We start from the raw sequence: 15365 nt of genomic DNA, 5'->3' as shown, positions 1-15365 counted from the left end.
CGCCGCACGCACCCAGCGCGCCAGCGGCCTCGGCGTCGCCCTCGGGCGCTCCTAGGACCGCCGGTACCTTCCGGCCGAGCCGGTGGACGGACCGGCCGAGGACCGGTGAGGCGCACGTGGCACGAGGCGGATCGACCGCGGACGACGGCGGCACGCGCCGCCGCCGTCGGCTGCGTCGCGAGCCCGACGAGTGGCCCGCCGACGGTCCGCGGCCGGGTGACCCCCGCTCGCAGGGGCCCCGCCCGCGCGGCACCTTCCGCGACGGGTTCTGGATCGCGCTCACCGGTGCACTGATCGTCGTCACCGTGCTGCAGATGATCCGGTTGGTGTGGACGCTGCTGACCAGCGACCAGATCCAGGTCTCCGGCGGCGGCGCGTTCCTCGGTTTCCTCGTCACCGTCGTGTGGCTGCTGACCATCTTCTGGCTCGCCGCGGGCGCCTGGCGACGTAGCGTCTGGGGGTGCCCGTTCGAGCACACCGAGGCCGCCGGTTACGGCCGTCGCTGCCGGCGCCACGCCCTCGTACCGTCCGACGGCGCACCCGACGCCCCCACCGACGTCGCTCCGGAACCGCCGGCGTAACGTGCTGTGGCGCCACGACCGGTTGCCGCGCACGCTGGCGCGCTGGTACCGTCCGGGCTCGGCCCGCACCACCGAGCGGCTCCTGCTGCGCCGGTTCGCGCCACCTGCCGTGGCCGAGGCACCTCCGCCGGACCTCCGGCACCCGCGCGAACGCCCGTGCGCGCTCGAACGTCGCACCCCCACCAGCGAGACATCGAGAGACGCCCCGATGGCCAACATCAAGAGCCAGATCAAGCGCAACCGCCAGAACGAGGCGCGCCACGAGCGCAACAAGGCGGTCCGCTCCAAGCTGAAGACCTACACCCGCCGCTTCCGAACCGCCGAAGCCGCCGGGGACAAGGACGCCGCCACGGCCGCCTTCGCCGAGGCCGCGCAGGCGCTCGACAAGGCCGCCTCCAAGGGCGTCATCCACAGGAACACGGCCGCCAACCGCAAGTCGGGCATGGCCAAGTCGCTGCAGCAGCTCTGAGCGTCCGAGCGACCGGTCCCGCCGGCCTACCACGATCACGCAGCGAGGGCGCCCCACGAGGCGCCCTCGCTGCGTTCCGGTCCGACCGCCGGGCAGGGTCGCCCCGTCCGTGCGGTCGACGTGACCTACCGCCCGTGGCACCGCTGCCTCACTAGCGTCGCAGCGACGGGAGCGAGCTTCGAGGCAACGACGTGACATCCACCGAGCGAGCGTCGCTGACGCGCGTCCTCGACGCGGTCGCGGCGGCAGCCACCGACGCCGGCCGGATCGCCCCGGAGCACGCCGTCGCCGTGGCGCGCGAGGCCCTGCGCCGCGTCCCCGACGTCGAGCTCGACCGCGCCGATCTGCCGTCCCTCGCGCGCAACCTCGCCGCCGGCGCCGACCTGCTGGCCCACCGCACCGGCGCGGTCGACGTGGCGGTGCTCCCCCCGGACCCGGGGCGACCACACGTCGGCACCGTCGTCCAGCTCGCCGCCGACGACCGGCCGTTCCTGCTGTCCACCGTGCTCGACGAGATCGAACGGCGTGGCCGCCGTGTCCCCCACCAGCTGCACCCGATCGTCGGCGTGACCCGTGACGAGGGTGGGCAGGTGACCGCCATCGGCCCGCCCCGCGACGCGCCGGGCCGCGAGACCCTCCTGCACCTCGTCCTCGACCGTGCGCTCGACGACGACGAAGCCGACGAACTCGCCAGCCGGCTCTGCGAGCTGGCCTCCGACGTCCGCGCTGCGACCGACGATTTCCACGCGATGGGCGCGCGCCTCCGGCAGCACGCGGCCACGATCCGCGGCCCGGCGGACGACGCCGGCGACACACCAGGGACGGAGGCCGACGAGGCCACCGAGGTGGCTGACCTCGTCGACTGGCTGCTCGACGAGCACGTCGTCCTCCTCGGCACCCGCGAGTACGAGCTGCTCGACACCGACGGGACGCCCGCCCGCGACGGCGGCGGCCCGGCCACGGCGCTCCGGGTCGTGCCCGGATCGGGGCTCGGGATCCTCGCCGACGAGGACTCGTCACGCTACGACGCCCCCGTCGCGCTCGACGAGCTCGCCGGACCCCTCGCCGAGACGCTGCGGACACCCTCGCTGCTCGCGTGGTCGCGGACACGGCGACGTTCCACCGTCCAACGCCACGTCCGGATGGAGCACATCGCGCTCGGACTGTTCACCGAGCAGGGCCGGCCCGCCGGGATCCTGCGCGTCCTCGCGTTGTTCACCCGCCGCGGTGAGGCCGCCCCCGCCGACGCCACACCGGTGCTGCGCCGCAAGCTCGCCGCCGTGCTCGACACCGAGGACGTCGTGCCCGGCAGCCACGACGAGGTCGTGCTCACCTCGGTGTTCCAGGCGCTGCCGAAGGACGAGCTGTTCCCGGCGGACGTGGACGAGCTGCGTCGCCTGCTGCTCGGGCTGCTCCACGCCGAGGATCACCGCGAGGTGCGGGTGCTCCTGCGCGTGGACGCCGCGACCCGCACGGTCAGCGCGATGGTCGCCGTGCCGCGCGACACCTACTCGCCGCAGCTCCGCGAACGCGTCGCCGAGCACCTGCGGACCCGCTTCGACGCGGATCGGGTCGACGTGACCGTCTCGCTCGGTGACCGCAACGAAGCCCTCGCACGGTTCCTGCTCACCCTCGAACGCGAGGTCCCCGACGTCGACGCGGTCGAGCTCGAGGACGAGGTCCGGGCCCTCGCCCGCAGCTGGGTCGACGAGGTCACCGACCTGCTCGCCAGCGAGGACGGCCGCGAGGAGGCAGATCGCCTGGTCGCCGACGTGGCCCGTCGCCTGCCGCGTTCGTACCGGGACGCCGTCGACCCGGTCCACGCCGTCGCCGACCTCCGTCTGATCGACCGGGTGCTGACCGATGGGCAGGAGCTGGCCACCGACTGGCAGCCGGACCGCCGCAACGGCAGCGACGAGCTCCCCAACCGGTGGCGGCTCCGGGTCGTCGCGCGCGGGTCCGCGCTCGAGCTGTCGGCCTTCCTGCCGGTCCTCGAGTCGCTCGGGTTGATCGTGGTCGAGGAGGTCCCGCACCGCCTCATGGGCCCCGACGAGCTGCACCTGCACGACTTCGGCGTCCGCGTACCGGACGCCGCGATCGAGCAGCTCGCCACCGACGCCGGAGGCCGGCGTGCCGCCGAGGCGCTCGTGGCGGCCTGGCGTGGACACGCCCAGATCGACCCGCTCACCCGGCTGGTCCTGCTCGCGGACGTCACCTGGCGCGACGTCGGTGTCCTGCGGGCCTACCGCCGCTACCGCCGCCAGCTCGGCACGCCCTACACCCCGCGCTACGTCGAGGAGATCCTCGTCGAGCACGCCGCGGCCACCGCTGCCGTGCTCGACCACTTCCACGCACGCTTCGACCCCGATCTCCCCGGCGGCGAGGAAGCACGACCGGACGCCGAGTCGGCAGCGGCCGCGGTGTTCGAGGACGCGATGACGTCGGTCACCCGGCTCGACGCCGACCGGATCCTGCGCGGCCTCGCTGCCCTGGTCGCTGCCACCCTGCGCACCAACGCGTTCCGCGACGACGCGATCGAGGACGACGGCGGTGGTCCGTACGTCGCGCTCAAGTTCGACCCCTCGCGCATCCCCGACGTGCCGTTGCCCGTCCCCCACCGGGAGATCTTCGTCCACTCCCCGCGGGTCGAGGGCATCCACCTGCGTGGCGGTCCGGTCGCCCGCGGCGGACTGCGGTGGTCCGACCGCCGCGACGACGTCCGCACCGAGGTGCTCGACCTGGTCAAGGCCCAGGTGCTCAAGAACGCCCTGATCGTCCCCACCGGCGCCAAGGGCGGCTTCGTCCTCGCCCAGCCGCCGCAGGACCCGCAGGCGCTCCGCGACGAGGTGCAGCGCTGCTACATCACCTTCATCCGCGGGCTGCTCGACGTGACCGACGACCTCGACGGCACCGACCACCACGTGGTCCCGCCGCCGCGCGTGGTCCGCCACGACGGCGACGACCCCTACCTCGTGGTCGCCGCCGATCGTGGCACCGCCACCTTCTCCGACACCGCCAACGCCGTCGCGGCGCGGTACGGGTTCTGGCTGGGGGACGCCTTCGCGTCCGGCGGGTCGCGTGGCTACGACCACAAGGCGCTCGGGGTCACCGCCCGTGGCGCGTGGCGGGCCGTCGCCCGCCATTTCCGTGAGCTCGGCATCGACGTGCAGACCGAGCCGATCACCGCGGTCGGGATCGGCGACCTGTCCGGTGACGTGTTCTCCAACGGGGTCCAACGCTCCGAACACCTGCGGTTGGTCGCCGCCTTCGACCACCGCCACATCTTCCTCGACCCGGACCCCGACCCGGCCGCCTCGTTCGCCGAGCGAGCCCGGGTCGCCGCCATCCCGCGCTCGTCGTGGGACGACTACGACCGGTCGGTGCTCTCCCCCGGCGCCATGATCGTCGCCCGCGACAGCCGGTCGGTCGACCTGACCGACGAGGTCCGTGAGCGCCTCCGCGTCGACGCCACGTCGATGTCACCGCCCGAGCTGATCCGCGCGGTCCTCTCGGCCCCGGTCGACCTGCTGTGGGCCGGCGGGATCGGCACCTACGTCAAGGCGTCCGACGAACGCCACGAGGACGTCGGGGACCGCGCCAACGACGAGGTCCGGGTCGACGCGTCGCGGGTCCGCGCCCGTGTCCTCGGCGAGGGCGCCAACCTCTCCATCACCCAGCGTGCCCGGATCGAGCTCGCCCGTCGTGGCGCCCGCGTGGACCAGGACGCCATCCACAACGCCGCGGGGGTCGCCACCTCCGACGCCGAGGTGAACCTCAAGATCCTGCTCGACCTCGCGATCGCGGACGGCCAGCTCGATCCCGCGGACCGGGACGCGGTCCTCGCCGACCTGTCCGAGGACGTGGTCGCCGAGGTCCTCGACGCCGTCGACCGACAGGTCGCCGCCATCTCGGCCGAGGTCGCCCGAGGCAGCGACGACGCCAGCACCGTCGAGGCGTTCATCGAACGGCTCGAGGCGCGCGGCGATCTCGACCGTGACGTCGAGGTGCTGCCCTCGAACAGCGAGCTGCGCGTCCGCGCGGACGCCGGCGCCGGGCTCACCCGACCGGAGCTCGCCACGCTGCTGGCGTGGGCCAAGCGTGAGCTGAAGGAGGCCCTGCTGGCCTCCGACGCCCCCGAGGACCCGGTGCTCGCGGACGCGGTCGCCGAACCCTTCCCGGTGCGTGCCGTGGAGCGTTTCGGCGCGCTGCTGCCGCGGCACCGGCTCCGCCGCGAACTCGTGGTCACCGCCGTCGCCAACACCACCGTCGACCGCTTCGGGGTCACCTTCGCCAGCGCGCTCGCCGCCGAGACCGGTGTCGGCCTACCGCTGGTCGCCCGGGCCCTGCGCGTGGCGACCAGGATCGTCGACGCCGACCGCTGGTGGGCCGAGGTCGACACGCTCGCCGCCACCCACGACCCCGAGCGGGTCCGGGAGCTCAGCGACGTCGTCGACACGCTCGTGATCGAACTCACGGGCGGGATGCTGCTCGACCCGCTGCTGCGACGCGACCCGGTGGCGTTGCTCGAACGCGACCGCGCCGTGGCCGGCGAGCTCGTGGAACAGGGTCTGCGGCTCGGCTCCAACGCCCAGCAGCGGGCTCGCATCGCCCACGCCCGCTGGCTCGTCGACGACCTCGTCGAACCGGACCTCGCCACCTTCCTCGCCGTGGCACCGGACCTGGCGATCGTGCTGGACGCTGCCAGCCTCACCGCGGCCTCGCGCGACCGGACCCCGGTCCAGGTGGCCGACGTCGCGTTCCGGCTGGACGAGCAGCTCGGGCTCGACCGCCTCGCCAAGCAGCTCAGCCGCGTCACCCCGCGTGACCCCTGGGCCCGGCGTCAGCACCGGGGCATCGATCGGGACCTGCGCCGCATGCGCCGCGACGCCACCGCCGCGGCGTTGGCCGTCGTGACCGAGGCCACCGAGCCACCGATCACCACCGTCGAGCGGTTCGTCGCCCGCCACGCCGGCGGGCTCGAGCGGGCGTTGACGACGGTCACCGACCTCGAACGCGACGCGGCCAGCCTGGACGCCGTCGCCGTCGCGCTCCGCGGCCTCCGGGACGCGGTCGACCTGTGACCGTCCGCGTCAGCGGGCTGCCAGGGGGTTGAAGGGACGTCCCACGTCGCGGGAGGTCGCCAGCTCGAGGACCCCGAGCTCGAGCACCAGCGGCGCCGGGAGCTCCGAACCCTTGAGGTCGACGTCGAGCTGCGCGAGCCGATCGTGGCACCAGGCGAGCTCCCCCGGGCCGAACCGGCCCGCGATGCCCTGCAGCCGCCGGAACTGGCCCGGCGACACGCCAGCGCTCTTCTGGTCGCCCCCGCCGCGGATCTGCAGCAGCTGCCGGAGCCGGAAGGTCACGGCGCCGAGCAGCGCCAACGGGGCCTCCCCCGACTCGAGCGCCCCACGCAGCGCCACCAGCGCCGCACCCGGGTCCCGGTCCGCGACGGCGTCGGCGACGGCGAACCCGCTGACCTTGCCGTGCCCCTCGACGCTGGCTTCGACGTGCGCTGCCGTCAAGGTCGGAGCGGACGGCTCGGCGGCGCACACCTGTGCGACCTTCGAGGCGATGACGCCCGGGACGTTCCCGGCGTGCGCACGGATAGCGGCGATGGCCGACGCGTCGGCCTTGCGTTTCAGGCGACGGAACTCCTCGCCGACCAGCCGGTCCCACCCGCGGTCGTCCCAGTCGGTGGGGGTCTTGACGTCGGAGCGCTCACCGTGCTCCTTGGCGAGCTTGCCGATCCGCTGCACCTTGCCGAGCCCTCGGGCGACGAGCACCAGGACCGCGTCCTGCGACGGCGATCCGAGGTAGCTCTCGATCTCGGCCTTGAGGTCGCCCGACACCGCCTCGACCCCGCGGAGCACCACGCAGGTCCGACCGCCGAACAGCGAGGCGGTCCGCAGCTCCGGGAGGTGATCGGTCTCGGTGACGTCGTGGACCTCGACGGTGAGCTCGTCGTCCTCGGCGCGCAGGTCGGCGAGGACCCGCTCGAGCTCGCGCTGGAGGAGCAGGTCGTCGTCGCCGGCGAGGAGGTGGACGGGGCTCATAGCGGCAGGCTACCGAGCCGCGGTGACACCCCCGGCGGCTGCGCCGCGGGTGCTGACCAGCGGGGGCCTGACGTGGCACCGATGCCACACCAGGACCCCGGTACGGCGCCGCGGACGGGACCTCGTCGGCGGCCGGGACCCGATCGGCGGCAGGCACCTCGCCACCGGCCGGGCGTGGCGGTGGCACCTCGAAGGTGATCGTGCCGTCGCGGTCCGTGCGGCGGACCTGTGCGCCGAGTCCGTCGAGCGCGGCCAAGGTGGCGGGGTGCGGGTGGCCGTAGGTGTTGTCGGCGCCCACCGACACCACCGCGACCGCCGGCGCGGTGCGGGCGAAGAACACCGGGTCCGAGGTTCCTGCCCCGTGGTGTGGGACCGCGAGGAGGCCCGTGGTGAGCGGATCGGGTCGCCCGGCAGCGACGCTGGCGTCGGCGTGAGCGAGCAGGTCGCTCTGGGCGGCCAGCTCGGCATCCCCGGCGAACAACGCCACCCCTGGACCGGACGTGGCGCGCACCACCAGCGAGCTCTCGTTGAGCGGGCTCCCCGCGTGGCGGTAGCTGCTGCCGGACGGTGGGCCGAGCACCTCGAGGTGGAGGTCCCCGATGGTCGTCGCGACCGGGTCGTCTCGGGGGTCAGCGGTCCGGGTCACCTCACGGACCGGCACCCCGTCGGCGACCGCGGCCGCGTCGAGCCGCTCGACCGCGGTGTTCGGCTCGGGGCTCGGCGGACGCCAGATGGCGGCGACGTCGGCGCGGTCCAGGACCGCCTCCGCACCGCCGACGTGATCGGCGTGTCCGTGGGTGACGACCACCAGGTCCAGGCGCACCTGCCCGTGTCGCGCGAGCCACCTCGCTGCCGTGTCGTCCGGGCCGGTGTCGACGAGGACGGTCGCCGCGGGTGTCCGCAGGAGGTGCGCGTCACCCTGTCCGACATCGATCGTGGTGACGGTGAAGCGATCGACGGGCAGCAGCCGACCCGTGATGGGCGGCAGCGCGGCGACGATGCAGACCACCGCCGTGACCGCCGCGGTCCAGCGCGAGACCCGCGTCCCTGGGCGGGTGACCACCCAGCACGACGCGGCCACGAGCGCGACCACGGTCGACGGCGCCGCCACCGAGGCCGACCCACCGTGTCCGGCCGTGGCGTGCGCGACAGCCAGGATGCCCCGGGCCGGTAGGCCGGCGATCGCGAACAGGACCGCCCCCGCCGGCACGTGGACCGCCGCGACGAGGGTGGCGGGGAACGCGACCGCTGCGGCGACGACGGCGAGCGGGACGGCGACCAGGTTCGCCGGGACGCTGGCCAGCGGGACCTCCCCGAAGGTGATCAGCAGCAGCGGGACGACCGCGACCTGCGCGCCGACGGTGATGGCCAGGACGTCGGCGACCCTCCGTGGCACCTGCCGGTGGCGCAGCAACCGATCGCGCACCCGCGGCGCGACGACCAGCACCCCGGCCGCGGCCGTCGCCGACAGCAGGAGCCCGAGAGCCCCCGCGAGCAGCGGGTCGACCAGCAGCAGGAGCAGGACCGCACCGGCCAGCGCGTGGCGGCCGTCGCGCAGGACCCCACGGCTCGCGGCCAGCAGCACCACCCCAGCGACCGATCCGGCCCGCAGCACCGAGGGCTGGAACCGGGTCAGGTAGGCGAACCACAGCACCACGACGCCGACGGCGATCCGCCGCGTCCGCGCGCCGGCACGGAGGAGCGCGCACAGACCGAGCACGCCGGCCACGACCGAGGCGACGTGCATGCCGGACACCGCGGTGAGGTGGGTCATCGCGGTCGCTTCCATCGCCGCGCGGTCCTCGTCCGGCAGCAGGCGGGTGTCGCCGGTGACGAGGCCGACGAGCAGGCCACCGACGGGGCCTGGGGTGGCGCGCGTGGCCGCCGCTCGGGTGCGGCTGCGGACGTGCTCGCTCGATGCGGCGAGCCAGCCGGGATCACCCGCGGCCGCCAGCGGCCCCACGTCGAGCACGACGGTGAGGTGCTGCTGGGCCAGCCACCGCCCGTACCCGCCGTCCGGCAGCGGCCGTGCCGTCACGCGAGCGGTCCAGCGGCTGCCGAGCACCGGTGGCCGTCCGACGAGCGGCGGCGCATCGAGCTCGTCTCCCCGGAGCGTGACCGCGGCGAGCTCGCGGGTGCGGACACCATCGAGCCCGGTGACCCGGACCGGGACGTGCCACCCGGTCTCGATGGGCCGTGGCTCGGCGGCGACGGTGAACATCGCGGTGACGGCACCGCCACGGGCCGCCAGGGCCGGCAGCGCGCCGAGCTCCGCGGTCGCGGCACGTGCTCCGGCGAGCACGGCCAGGACCAGGCCGGTGAGCAGGAGCAGCGCTGCTCCGCGGGTCGTTCCGCGGCCGGTCCGGCCCACCGCGACGGCGACCGCGCCGATCACCACCACCAGCACCACCACACCGGCCCGCAGCGTCCCGAGCTGGCCGGCCGTGACCGCCGCTGCCACCTGCCCGGCCGCCGCCTGCCCGGCGCGTACGCCCCACCAGGCACCCGCGACCGCGGCCAGGAGCCAGGGCGCGAGCGGGCCGACGACCTCGGCCGCGGACGACGGTGCAGGGTCGGTGTCGATCCCGGCCCAGCTCACCCGACGGTGATCAGGCCGGCGAGGTCCTGGAACCGCTTCTCGCCGATGCCGCTGACGTCGCGCAGGTCCCCGGGTGCCCGGAAGGGGCCGTGCTGCTCACGGTGGCTGACGATCCGTTGCGCGAGCGTCGGCCCGATACCCGGCAGGGTCTGCAGCTGTGCGACCGTGGCGGTGTTGAGATCGATCGGGCCTGCCGGCGACCCCGCAGCCTCGCCGCCAGCAGAGGGACCGCCGGCCGCGGTGGGTGGCGGCTCCTCGCCCTCCCGCAGGACCAGCACCTGTTCGCCATCCACCAGCGGGCGGGCGAGGTTCACCCGCGCTGGGTCGGCGTCGTCGAGCAGGCCACCGACCGCGGCGATGGCATCCGCGATGCGCGAGCCGGCCGGCAGCGTGACCACCCCCGGCGACACGACGGCGCCCGCGACGTGGACCGTGACCTCACCGCGATCGCCAGGCTCCGCGTCGGGGTGGTCGGCTTCTCCAGCGGTGCTCCCCTCGCTGCCCGCAGGATCCTGAGGGTCCTGAGGGTCCTCGCCGACGTCGGCGGCCGGGACATCCGCTGTCACCACACCAGCGTCCGGGAGCGCCGGCCGGCCGAGGGCCGACCACACGAGCACCGCGGTGGCCAGGAGCGAGCCGACGAGCAACACCACGAGCCCCGCCGCCTCCGCGGGGGACGCATCGAGCCAGCTGGCCACCCGGGCCAGCCGTCCACGTTCGTCACCGATCAGATCCACCGGTGCAGGCTGCCCCAGCCCGGACCGGTCTCCCCCGCGGACCCGCCACCGCCTGTGGACGAGGACGCGTCAGGCGCCCGGCGTCGCCTCCGCCGGAGCGACCGCGATCCCGACCGCGCCCGGACCGACGTGCGTGCCGACGACCGGACCCATGAGCGTCTCGAGCCGTTCCGCGAGCTCGACCCGCTGCTCGAGGGCCGCCCACACCTCGGTGGCACGTTCCGGGGCCACGGCGTGCGCCACGACCACGTCGACCGGCCTGCCGGCGGCGGTCTCCTCGGCGATCGTCGCGATCCGGTCGATGGCCCGCGACCAGGTCCGGGTGCGCTCGCGGACCTCGACACGACCCTCGGTCAGGTGGAGCACCGGCTTGACCTGGAGGGCGCGACCGACGAGCGCCTGCGCGCCGGTCAGCCGACCGCCGCGCTTGAGGTAGTCGAGGGTGTCGACCACCACCAGCGACAGCACCTCGTCACGGGCGCGACGGACCGCAGCCAGGACCTCGTCGACCGACCCACCCCGCTGGGCGACGCGGTGCCCGGCGAGCACCACCAGCCCGAGCGAGCCACCGACCAACCTGCTGTCGACCACCTCGATCGGCAGGTCCACCTGCCCGGCGCGGTCGCGGGCGAGGCTCACCGTGCCCGACAGGGCGCCGCTGCAGTGGACGGACACGACCGCCTCGACACCGTCGTCGACGCAGTCCCCGTAGGCCTCCTCGAACCAGGCCGGGGCGGGCTGGGAGGTGGTCGGCAGCTGCGATTCGCGAGCGAGGCGCCCGTAGAAGGTCGCCGGGTCGATGGTGATGCCGGAGATGAAGGTCTCGGTCCCGAACGACACCGACAGCGGAACGACCCGGATGCCGAGGTCCTCGACCAGGTCCCGAGGCAGGTCGGCGGTCGAGTCGGTGACGACCGCGACCCCAGCCAAGATCCGCCTCCGAGCACCCGCGGTCCGACGATCGGTCCGCGGTGGCCCGCGACTCTAACGGCCCGCCGTGCCCGGGCCGCCGGGCAGCACGAACTCGAGGATCAGGTCGCCGACCTCCTCGGGAGCCTCGAGGTGCAGGAAGTGGCCGACCCCGTCGAGCACCTCGACGCGGGAGGCAGGGTGCGGCAGCACGCCACGGGAACGTTCGGCCCACTCGGCGCCGAGGCAGCCGTCGTCGCGACCGTGGAGCACCAGGTGGGGCTGCGGCGGGAGGGACACCCGCGGGTTCAGGGCGCGACCGTCGGAGTAGGCGCCGGCCAGGCCCCGGTAGTAGCTGAGCGTCGCCCGGGCGACGCCAGGCACGGCGAAGGTGGCCAGCAGCGGGTCGAGGTCCGCGGGCTCGAGGACGTAGCCAGGTGACCAGCGGTGCCACAGGGCACGGAGGCGAGCCAGGTCGTTCGCGGTGAAGTAGCGCTCCGCACCCGGCAACAGCGCCTTGGCGATGTACGCGGAACGCGCCACCTGCGCACGATCGAACTTCGCGTCGGCGAGCACCGACTCCGGGGGCACCGCCAGCGTCACGAGGCGACGCCAACGGTCCGGTGCCGCGGCGGCAGCGCGTGCACCGGCGATCGCCCCCCAGTCGTGACCGATCAGCACGGCGTCCGGCCCACCGCCGAGCGCCCGGTGGAGGGCGTTGACGTCCGCGGTCAGGGTGTCGGGGTCCGTGCGCCGGTCGGTGGGCACCTCGGTCGGCGCGTACCCACGCATCGCGGGGGCCACGGCGTGGAACCCGGCGTCGGCGAGCTCCGGGAGCAGGTGCCGCCAGGTCGCCGACGTGTCGGGGAACCCGTGCAGGCACAGCGCGAGCGGCGCGTCCGGCGACCCAGCCGCCGTGAAGGCGAAGTCGAGCCCGTTGGCTCGCACGCTGCCACCGCTCACACGTACCTCCTCCGCCGTCGTTCGAACCGGTCGAACCCGGACGAGCGCGACCGGTCGACGCTACCGGCCACGACGCGGAGGGGCCGACGCCCGCTCGGCCGACCGGAACGCGCCCCATGCGCGGACCGCCCGTCCGCGGCCGTCCGTCACGCGACCGACGGGTCCCGCGTCAGGCGACGACGAGGTTCACGAGCTTGCCCGGGACGACGATCACCTTGCGGACCTCACCGGTCAACTGGTCCGCGAGCGCCTCCCTGGCCGCTGCCTCCATCGCGTCGCGGTCGGCGTCGGCTGCGACGGTGATCCGCCCGCGGACCTTGCCGTTGATCTGCAGCACGACCTCGACCTCGTCGTCGACCAACAGCGACGTGTCCGCCGTCGGCCACCCACCGAGGTGGATCGAGGTGTCGTAGCCGAACCGGCCCCACAGCTCCTCGGTGATGAACGGGCAGATGGGCGCGAGCATCGGCAGCAGCGCCTCGAGGGCCTCATGGACCGCCGACTCCGGGACCCGCGACGCGTCACGCGTGGCGTCGAGGACGGCGTTGGTCAACGTCATCATCTTGGCGATGGCGGTGTTGTACTTGCGTCCGTCGTAGTCCGCGGACGCGCCGACGATGGCCTCAGCGGTGGCGCGCCGCAGCGTGGCCGCCAGACCTTCGTCCCCGTCGCCGAGCCCGCCAGCGTCCGTGCGTGCGAGGTGCTCCACGCTCAGCCGCCAGACCCGCGACAGCCACTTGTGCATCCCCGCCGGGGAGACGTCGGCCCAGTCGATGTCGTCCTCGGGGGCCGAGGCGAACAGCATCGTGCCGCGCAGCGTGTCCGCACCGTAGGTCTCGTACACCTCGCCGGGGACCACGAGGTTGCCCTTGGACTTCGACATCGCGGCGCCACCGAGGATGACCTGCCCCTGGTTCAGCAGCGCCTGGAACGGCTCGTCGGCGTCGACACGGCCGCGGTCGCGCATCGCCTTGACCACGAAGCGGCTGTAGAGCAGGTGCAGGACGGCGTGCTCGACGCCACCGGTGTACTGGTCGATGGGCAACCACCGGCCGGCGACGTCGACCGGCCAGGGCTCGTCCACCGAGGTCGGATCGAGGAACCGCAGGAAGTACCACGACGAGTCGACGAAGGTGTCCATCGTGTCGACGTCGCGGACCGCGTCCTCGCTGTCGCAGGACGGGCAAGCGACGTCGTGCTTCCAGGTGGGGTGCAGATCGAGCGGCGACCCGGCGACGGTGAAATCGAGGTCGTCGGGCAGCCGGACCGGCAGCTGCTCGACCGGCACCGGCACCTCGCCACACGAGGGGCAGTGCACGACCGGGATCGGAGGGCCCCACGACCGCTGCCGGGACACGAGCCAGTCGCGCAGGCGGTAGTTGACGGTGGCACGCGCGACGCCCTTGGCCTGGAGGTCAGCGGTGATGCGTTCCTTGGTGTCGCGCCAGTCGAGCCCGTCGTAAGGGCCGGAGTTCACCGTGACACCGTCGCCGACGTACGCCTCGGTCATCGTGGTCTCGTCGAGCTCCGTGCCGTCGCTCGGCTGGATCACGACACGGACCGGCAGGCCCTCCTGGCGAGCGAAGTCGAGGTCGCGCTGGTCGTGGGCAGGGACCGCCATGATCGCGCCGGTGCCGTAGTCCATCAGCACGTAGTCGGCCGCGTACGCCGGCAGCGACGCGCCGGTGACCGGGTTGATCACGTCGAAGTCCAGGCGCAGGCCACGCTTGGCGCGCCCCGCGCCCCGCTCCCTGCCATCACCGTCGTCGCCGAAGCCGGACACGCGCTCGACGTCCGAGCGACTGGCCACCTCCTCGACGAACGCCTGGTAGTCGGCGTCAGCGGCCATGCGGTCGGCGACGATCGGGTGCTCGGGCGCGAACACGAAGTAGGTCGCGCCGTGGAGGGTGTCGGGGCGCGTGGTGTAGACCAGCACCTCCTCGCCGTCGGCGTCGCCGACCCGGAACGTGACCTCGGCACCCTCGGAGCGACCGATCCAGTTGCGCTGGGCGTTCTTGACCCGATCGGGCCAGTCGATCGAGTCGAGGCCCTCGAGCAGCTCATCGGCGTAATCGGTGATGCGCAAGAACCACTGCGTCCGCGGGATGCGCTGCACGACGGCGCCGGACCGCTCGCCCCGACCGTCGATGACCTGCTCGTTGGCCAGCACCGTCCGGTCCACCGGGTCCCAGTTGACGAGGGCCTCACGGCGGTAGGCGAGACCGGCGTCGAACAGCTCGACGAACAGCCACTGGGTCCAGCGGTAGTACTCCGGGTCGCAGGTGTGCAGCACCCGGTCCCAGTCGAACGAGTAGCCGAGCCGGACGACGGTCGAGCGCTGCTCCTCGATGTTGGCGTAGGTCCAGGCCTTCGGGTCCGCCCCGCGGTTGCGCGCCGCGTTCTCGGCGGGCAGGCCGAACGCGTCCCACCCGATCGGGTTCAGCACGCGTCGGCCGGTCATGCGCAGGTGGCGGACCATCGCGTCGTGGATCGAGAAGATCTCGGCGTGCCCCATGTGCAGGTCGCCGGACGGGTAGGGGAACATCGTCAGCGCGTAGAACCCCTCACCGCCGAGGTCGGACCGGCTGTAGGTCCGCTCGTCGTGCCAGCGCTGTGCGTGCGCGGGCTCGAAGCTCGTGGGGTCGTAGCGTTCGACGTCGGAGGTCACGTGGCGGCGCCTGGCGGAGGGCGGGCAGGGGTCGCGCGGAGGGTAGCCGTGGCCACCACCGCGGTTCGCTCCCCTCCCCGGTGCCGTGTACGCTCCGCGGCCGCACGCCTGGTTCCGCCGGGCGCGCGGTCTCGGGCCGGTAGCGCAGCCTGGCAGCGCACCTCCATGGCATGGAGGGGGTCGTGGGTTCAAATCCCATCCGGTCCACCCCCGAGAAACCCCCGCAAAGTTCTTTGCGGGGGTTTCTCGGGTTTTCGGTATCTCCCGTTCAGGGCACCCCAGGCGTACCTGGGTCCAAAATGGGTCCAAGCGTGGACCCATGGAAACCCAAGGGCACCCACGATGGCATCCCTGACCGAGCGCAGCGCGTCATACAACGCCCGGTG

At 73.9% G+C, this 15365-nt stretch carries 8 protein-coding genes, 1 tRNA gene and 1 pseudogene; 4 read left to right on the top strand and 6 right to left on the bottom strand.

What is annotated here, in order from left to right; genetic code table 11:
* Positions 1-116 precede the first annotated feature (116 nt).
* From WEB03_RS09665 to WEB03_RS09655, 3 genes are all read left to right on the top strand, one after another.
* Entirely contained in the window at positions 117-581 is a 465-nt protein-coding gene (locus WEB03_RS09665; protein WP_368070741.1) for a hypothetical protein, read from the top strand.
* A 208-nt stretch (positions 582-789) separates the two neighbouring features.
* Positions 790-1050 (top strand): 30S ribosomal protein S20, encoded by a 261-nt coding sequence (gene rpsT / locus WEB03_RS09660; protein WP_368070742.1) that lies wholly within the window; start codon positions 790-792, stop codon positions 1048-1050.
* A gap of 191 nt (positions 1051-1241) precedes the next feature.
* On the top strand, positions 1242-6131 hold the full coding sequence (locus WEB03_RS09655) for an NAD-glutamate dehydrogenase domain-containing protein (protein WP_368070740.1): 4890 nt from the start codon (positions 1242-1244) through the stop codon (positions 6129-6131).
* Positions 6132-6140: 9 nt separating this feature from the next.
* Here the strand turns inward: WEB03_RS09655 and holA are convergent, their stop codons facing one another.
* The 6 genes and pseudogenes from holA to leuS form a co-directional block, all read right to left on the bottom strand.
* Entirely contained in the window at positions 6141-7103 is a 963-nt protein-coding gene (gene holA, locus WEB03_RS09650) for a DNA polymerase III subunit delta (RefSeq protein WP_368070739.1), read from the bottom strand.
* Positions 7104-7503: 400 nt separating this feature from the next.
* Positions 7504-9324: pseudogene (locus WEB03_RS09645) on the bottom strand (ComEC/Rec2 family competence protein); the annotation flags it as partial.
* 374 nt (positions 9325-9698) lie between these two features.
* Entirely contained in the window at positions 9699-10439 is a 741-nt protein-coding gene (locus tag WEB03_RS09640; protein ID WP_368070738.1) for a helix-hairpin-helix domain-containing protein, read from the bottom strand.
* Positions 10440-10508: 69 nt separating this feature from the next.
* On the bottom strand, positions 10509-11369 hold the full coding sequence (locus WEB03_RS09635; RefSeq protein ID WP_368070737.1) for a DegV family protein: 861 nt from the start codon (positions 11367-11369) through the stop codon (positions 10509-10511).
* Between the two features lie 54 nt (positions 11370-11423).
* Positions 11424-12311, bottom strand: a complete 888-nt coding sequence (locus WEB03_RS09630; RefSeq protein WP_368070736.1) for an alpha/beta fold hydrolase — start codon at positions 12309-12311, stop codon at positions 11424-11426.
* Positions 12312-12480: 169 nt separating this feature from the next.
* Positions 12481-14979 carry a leucine--tRNA ligase gene (leuS, locus tag WEB03_RS09625; RefSeq protein WP_368070735.1) on the bottom strand — a complete coding sequence of 833 codons (2499 nt, stop codon included), beginning with the start codon at positions 14977-14979 and terminating at the stop codon, positions 12481-12483.
* Between the two features lie 133 nt (positions 14980-15112).
* Here leuS and WEB03_RS09620 point away from each other — a divergent pair.
* Positions 15113-15186 (top strand) — tRNA-Ala (locus WEB03_RS09620).
* Positions 15187-15365 lie beyond the last annotated feature (179 nt).

The sequence above is a fragment of the Nitriliruptor sp. genome, from assembly GCF_040882075.1.
Taxonomy (GTDB): domain Bacteria; phylum Actinomycetota; class Nitriliruptoria; order Nitriliruptorales; family Nitriliruptoraceae; genus Nitriliruptor.
The sequence above is the reverse complement of the archived record's forward strand: the minus strand, read 5'-3'. Positions and strand labels throughout refer to the sequence as shown.

Coding starts and splice junctions, on each gene's coding strand:
- holA (WP_368070739.1), bottom strand. CDS start 7,103: ATGAGCCCCGTCCACCTCCTCGCCGGCGACGACGACCTGCTCCTCCAG.
- rpsT (WP_368070742.1), top strand. CDS start 790: ATGGCCAACATCAAGAGCCAGATCAAGCGCAACCGCCAGAACGAGGCG.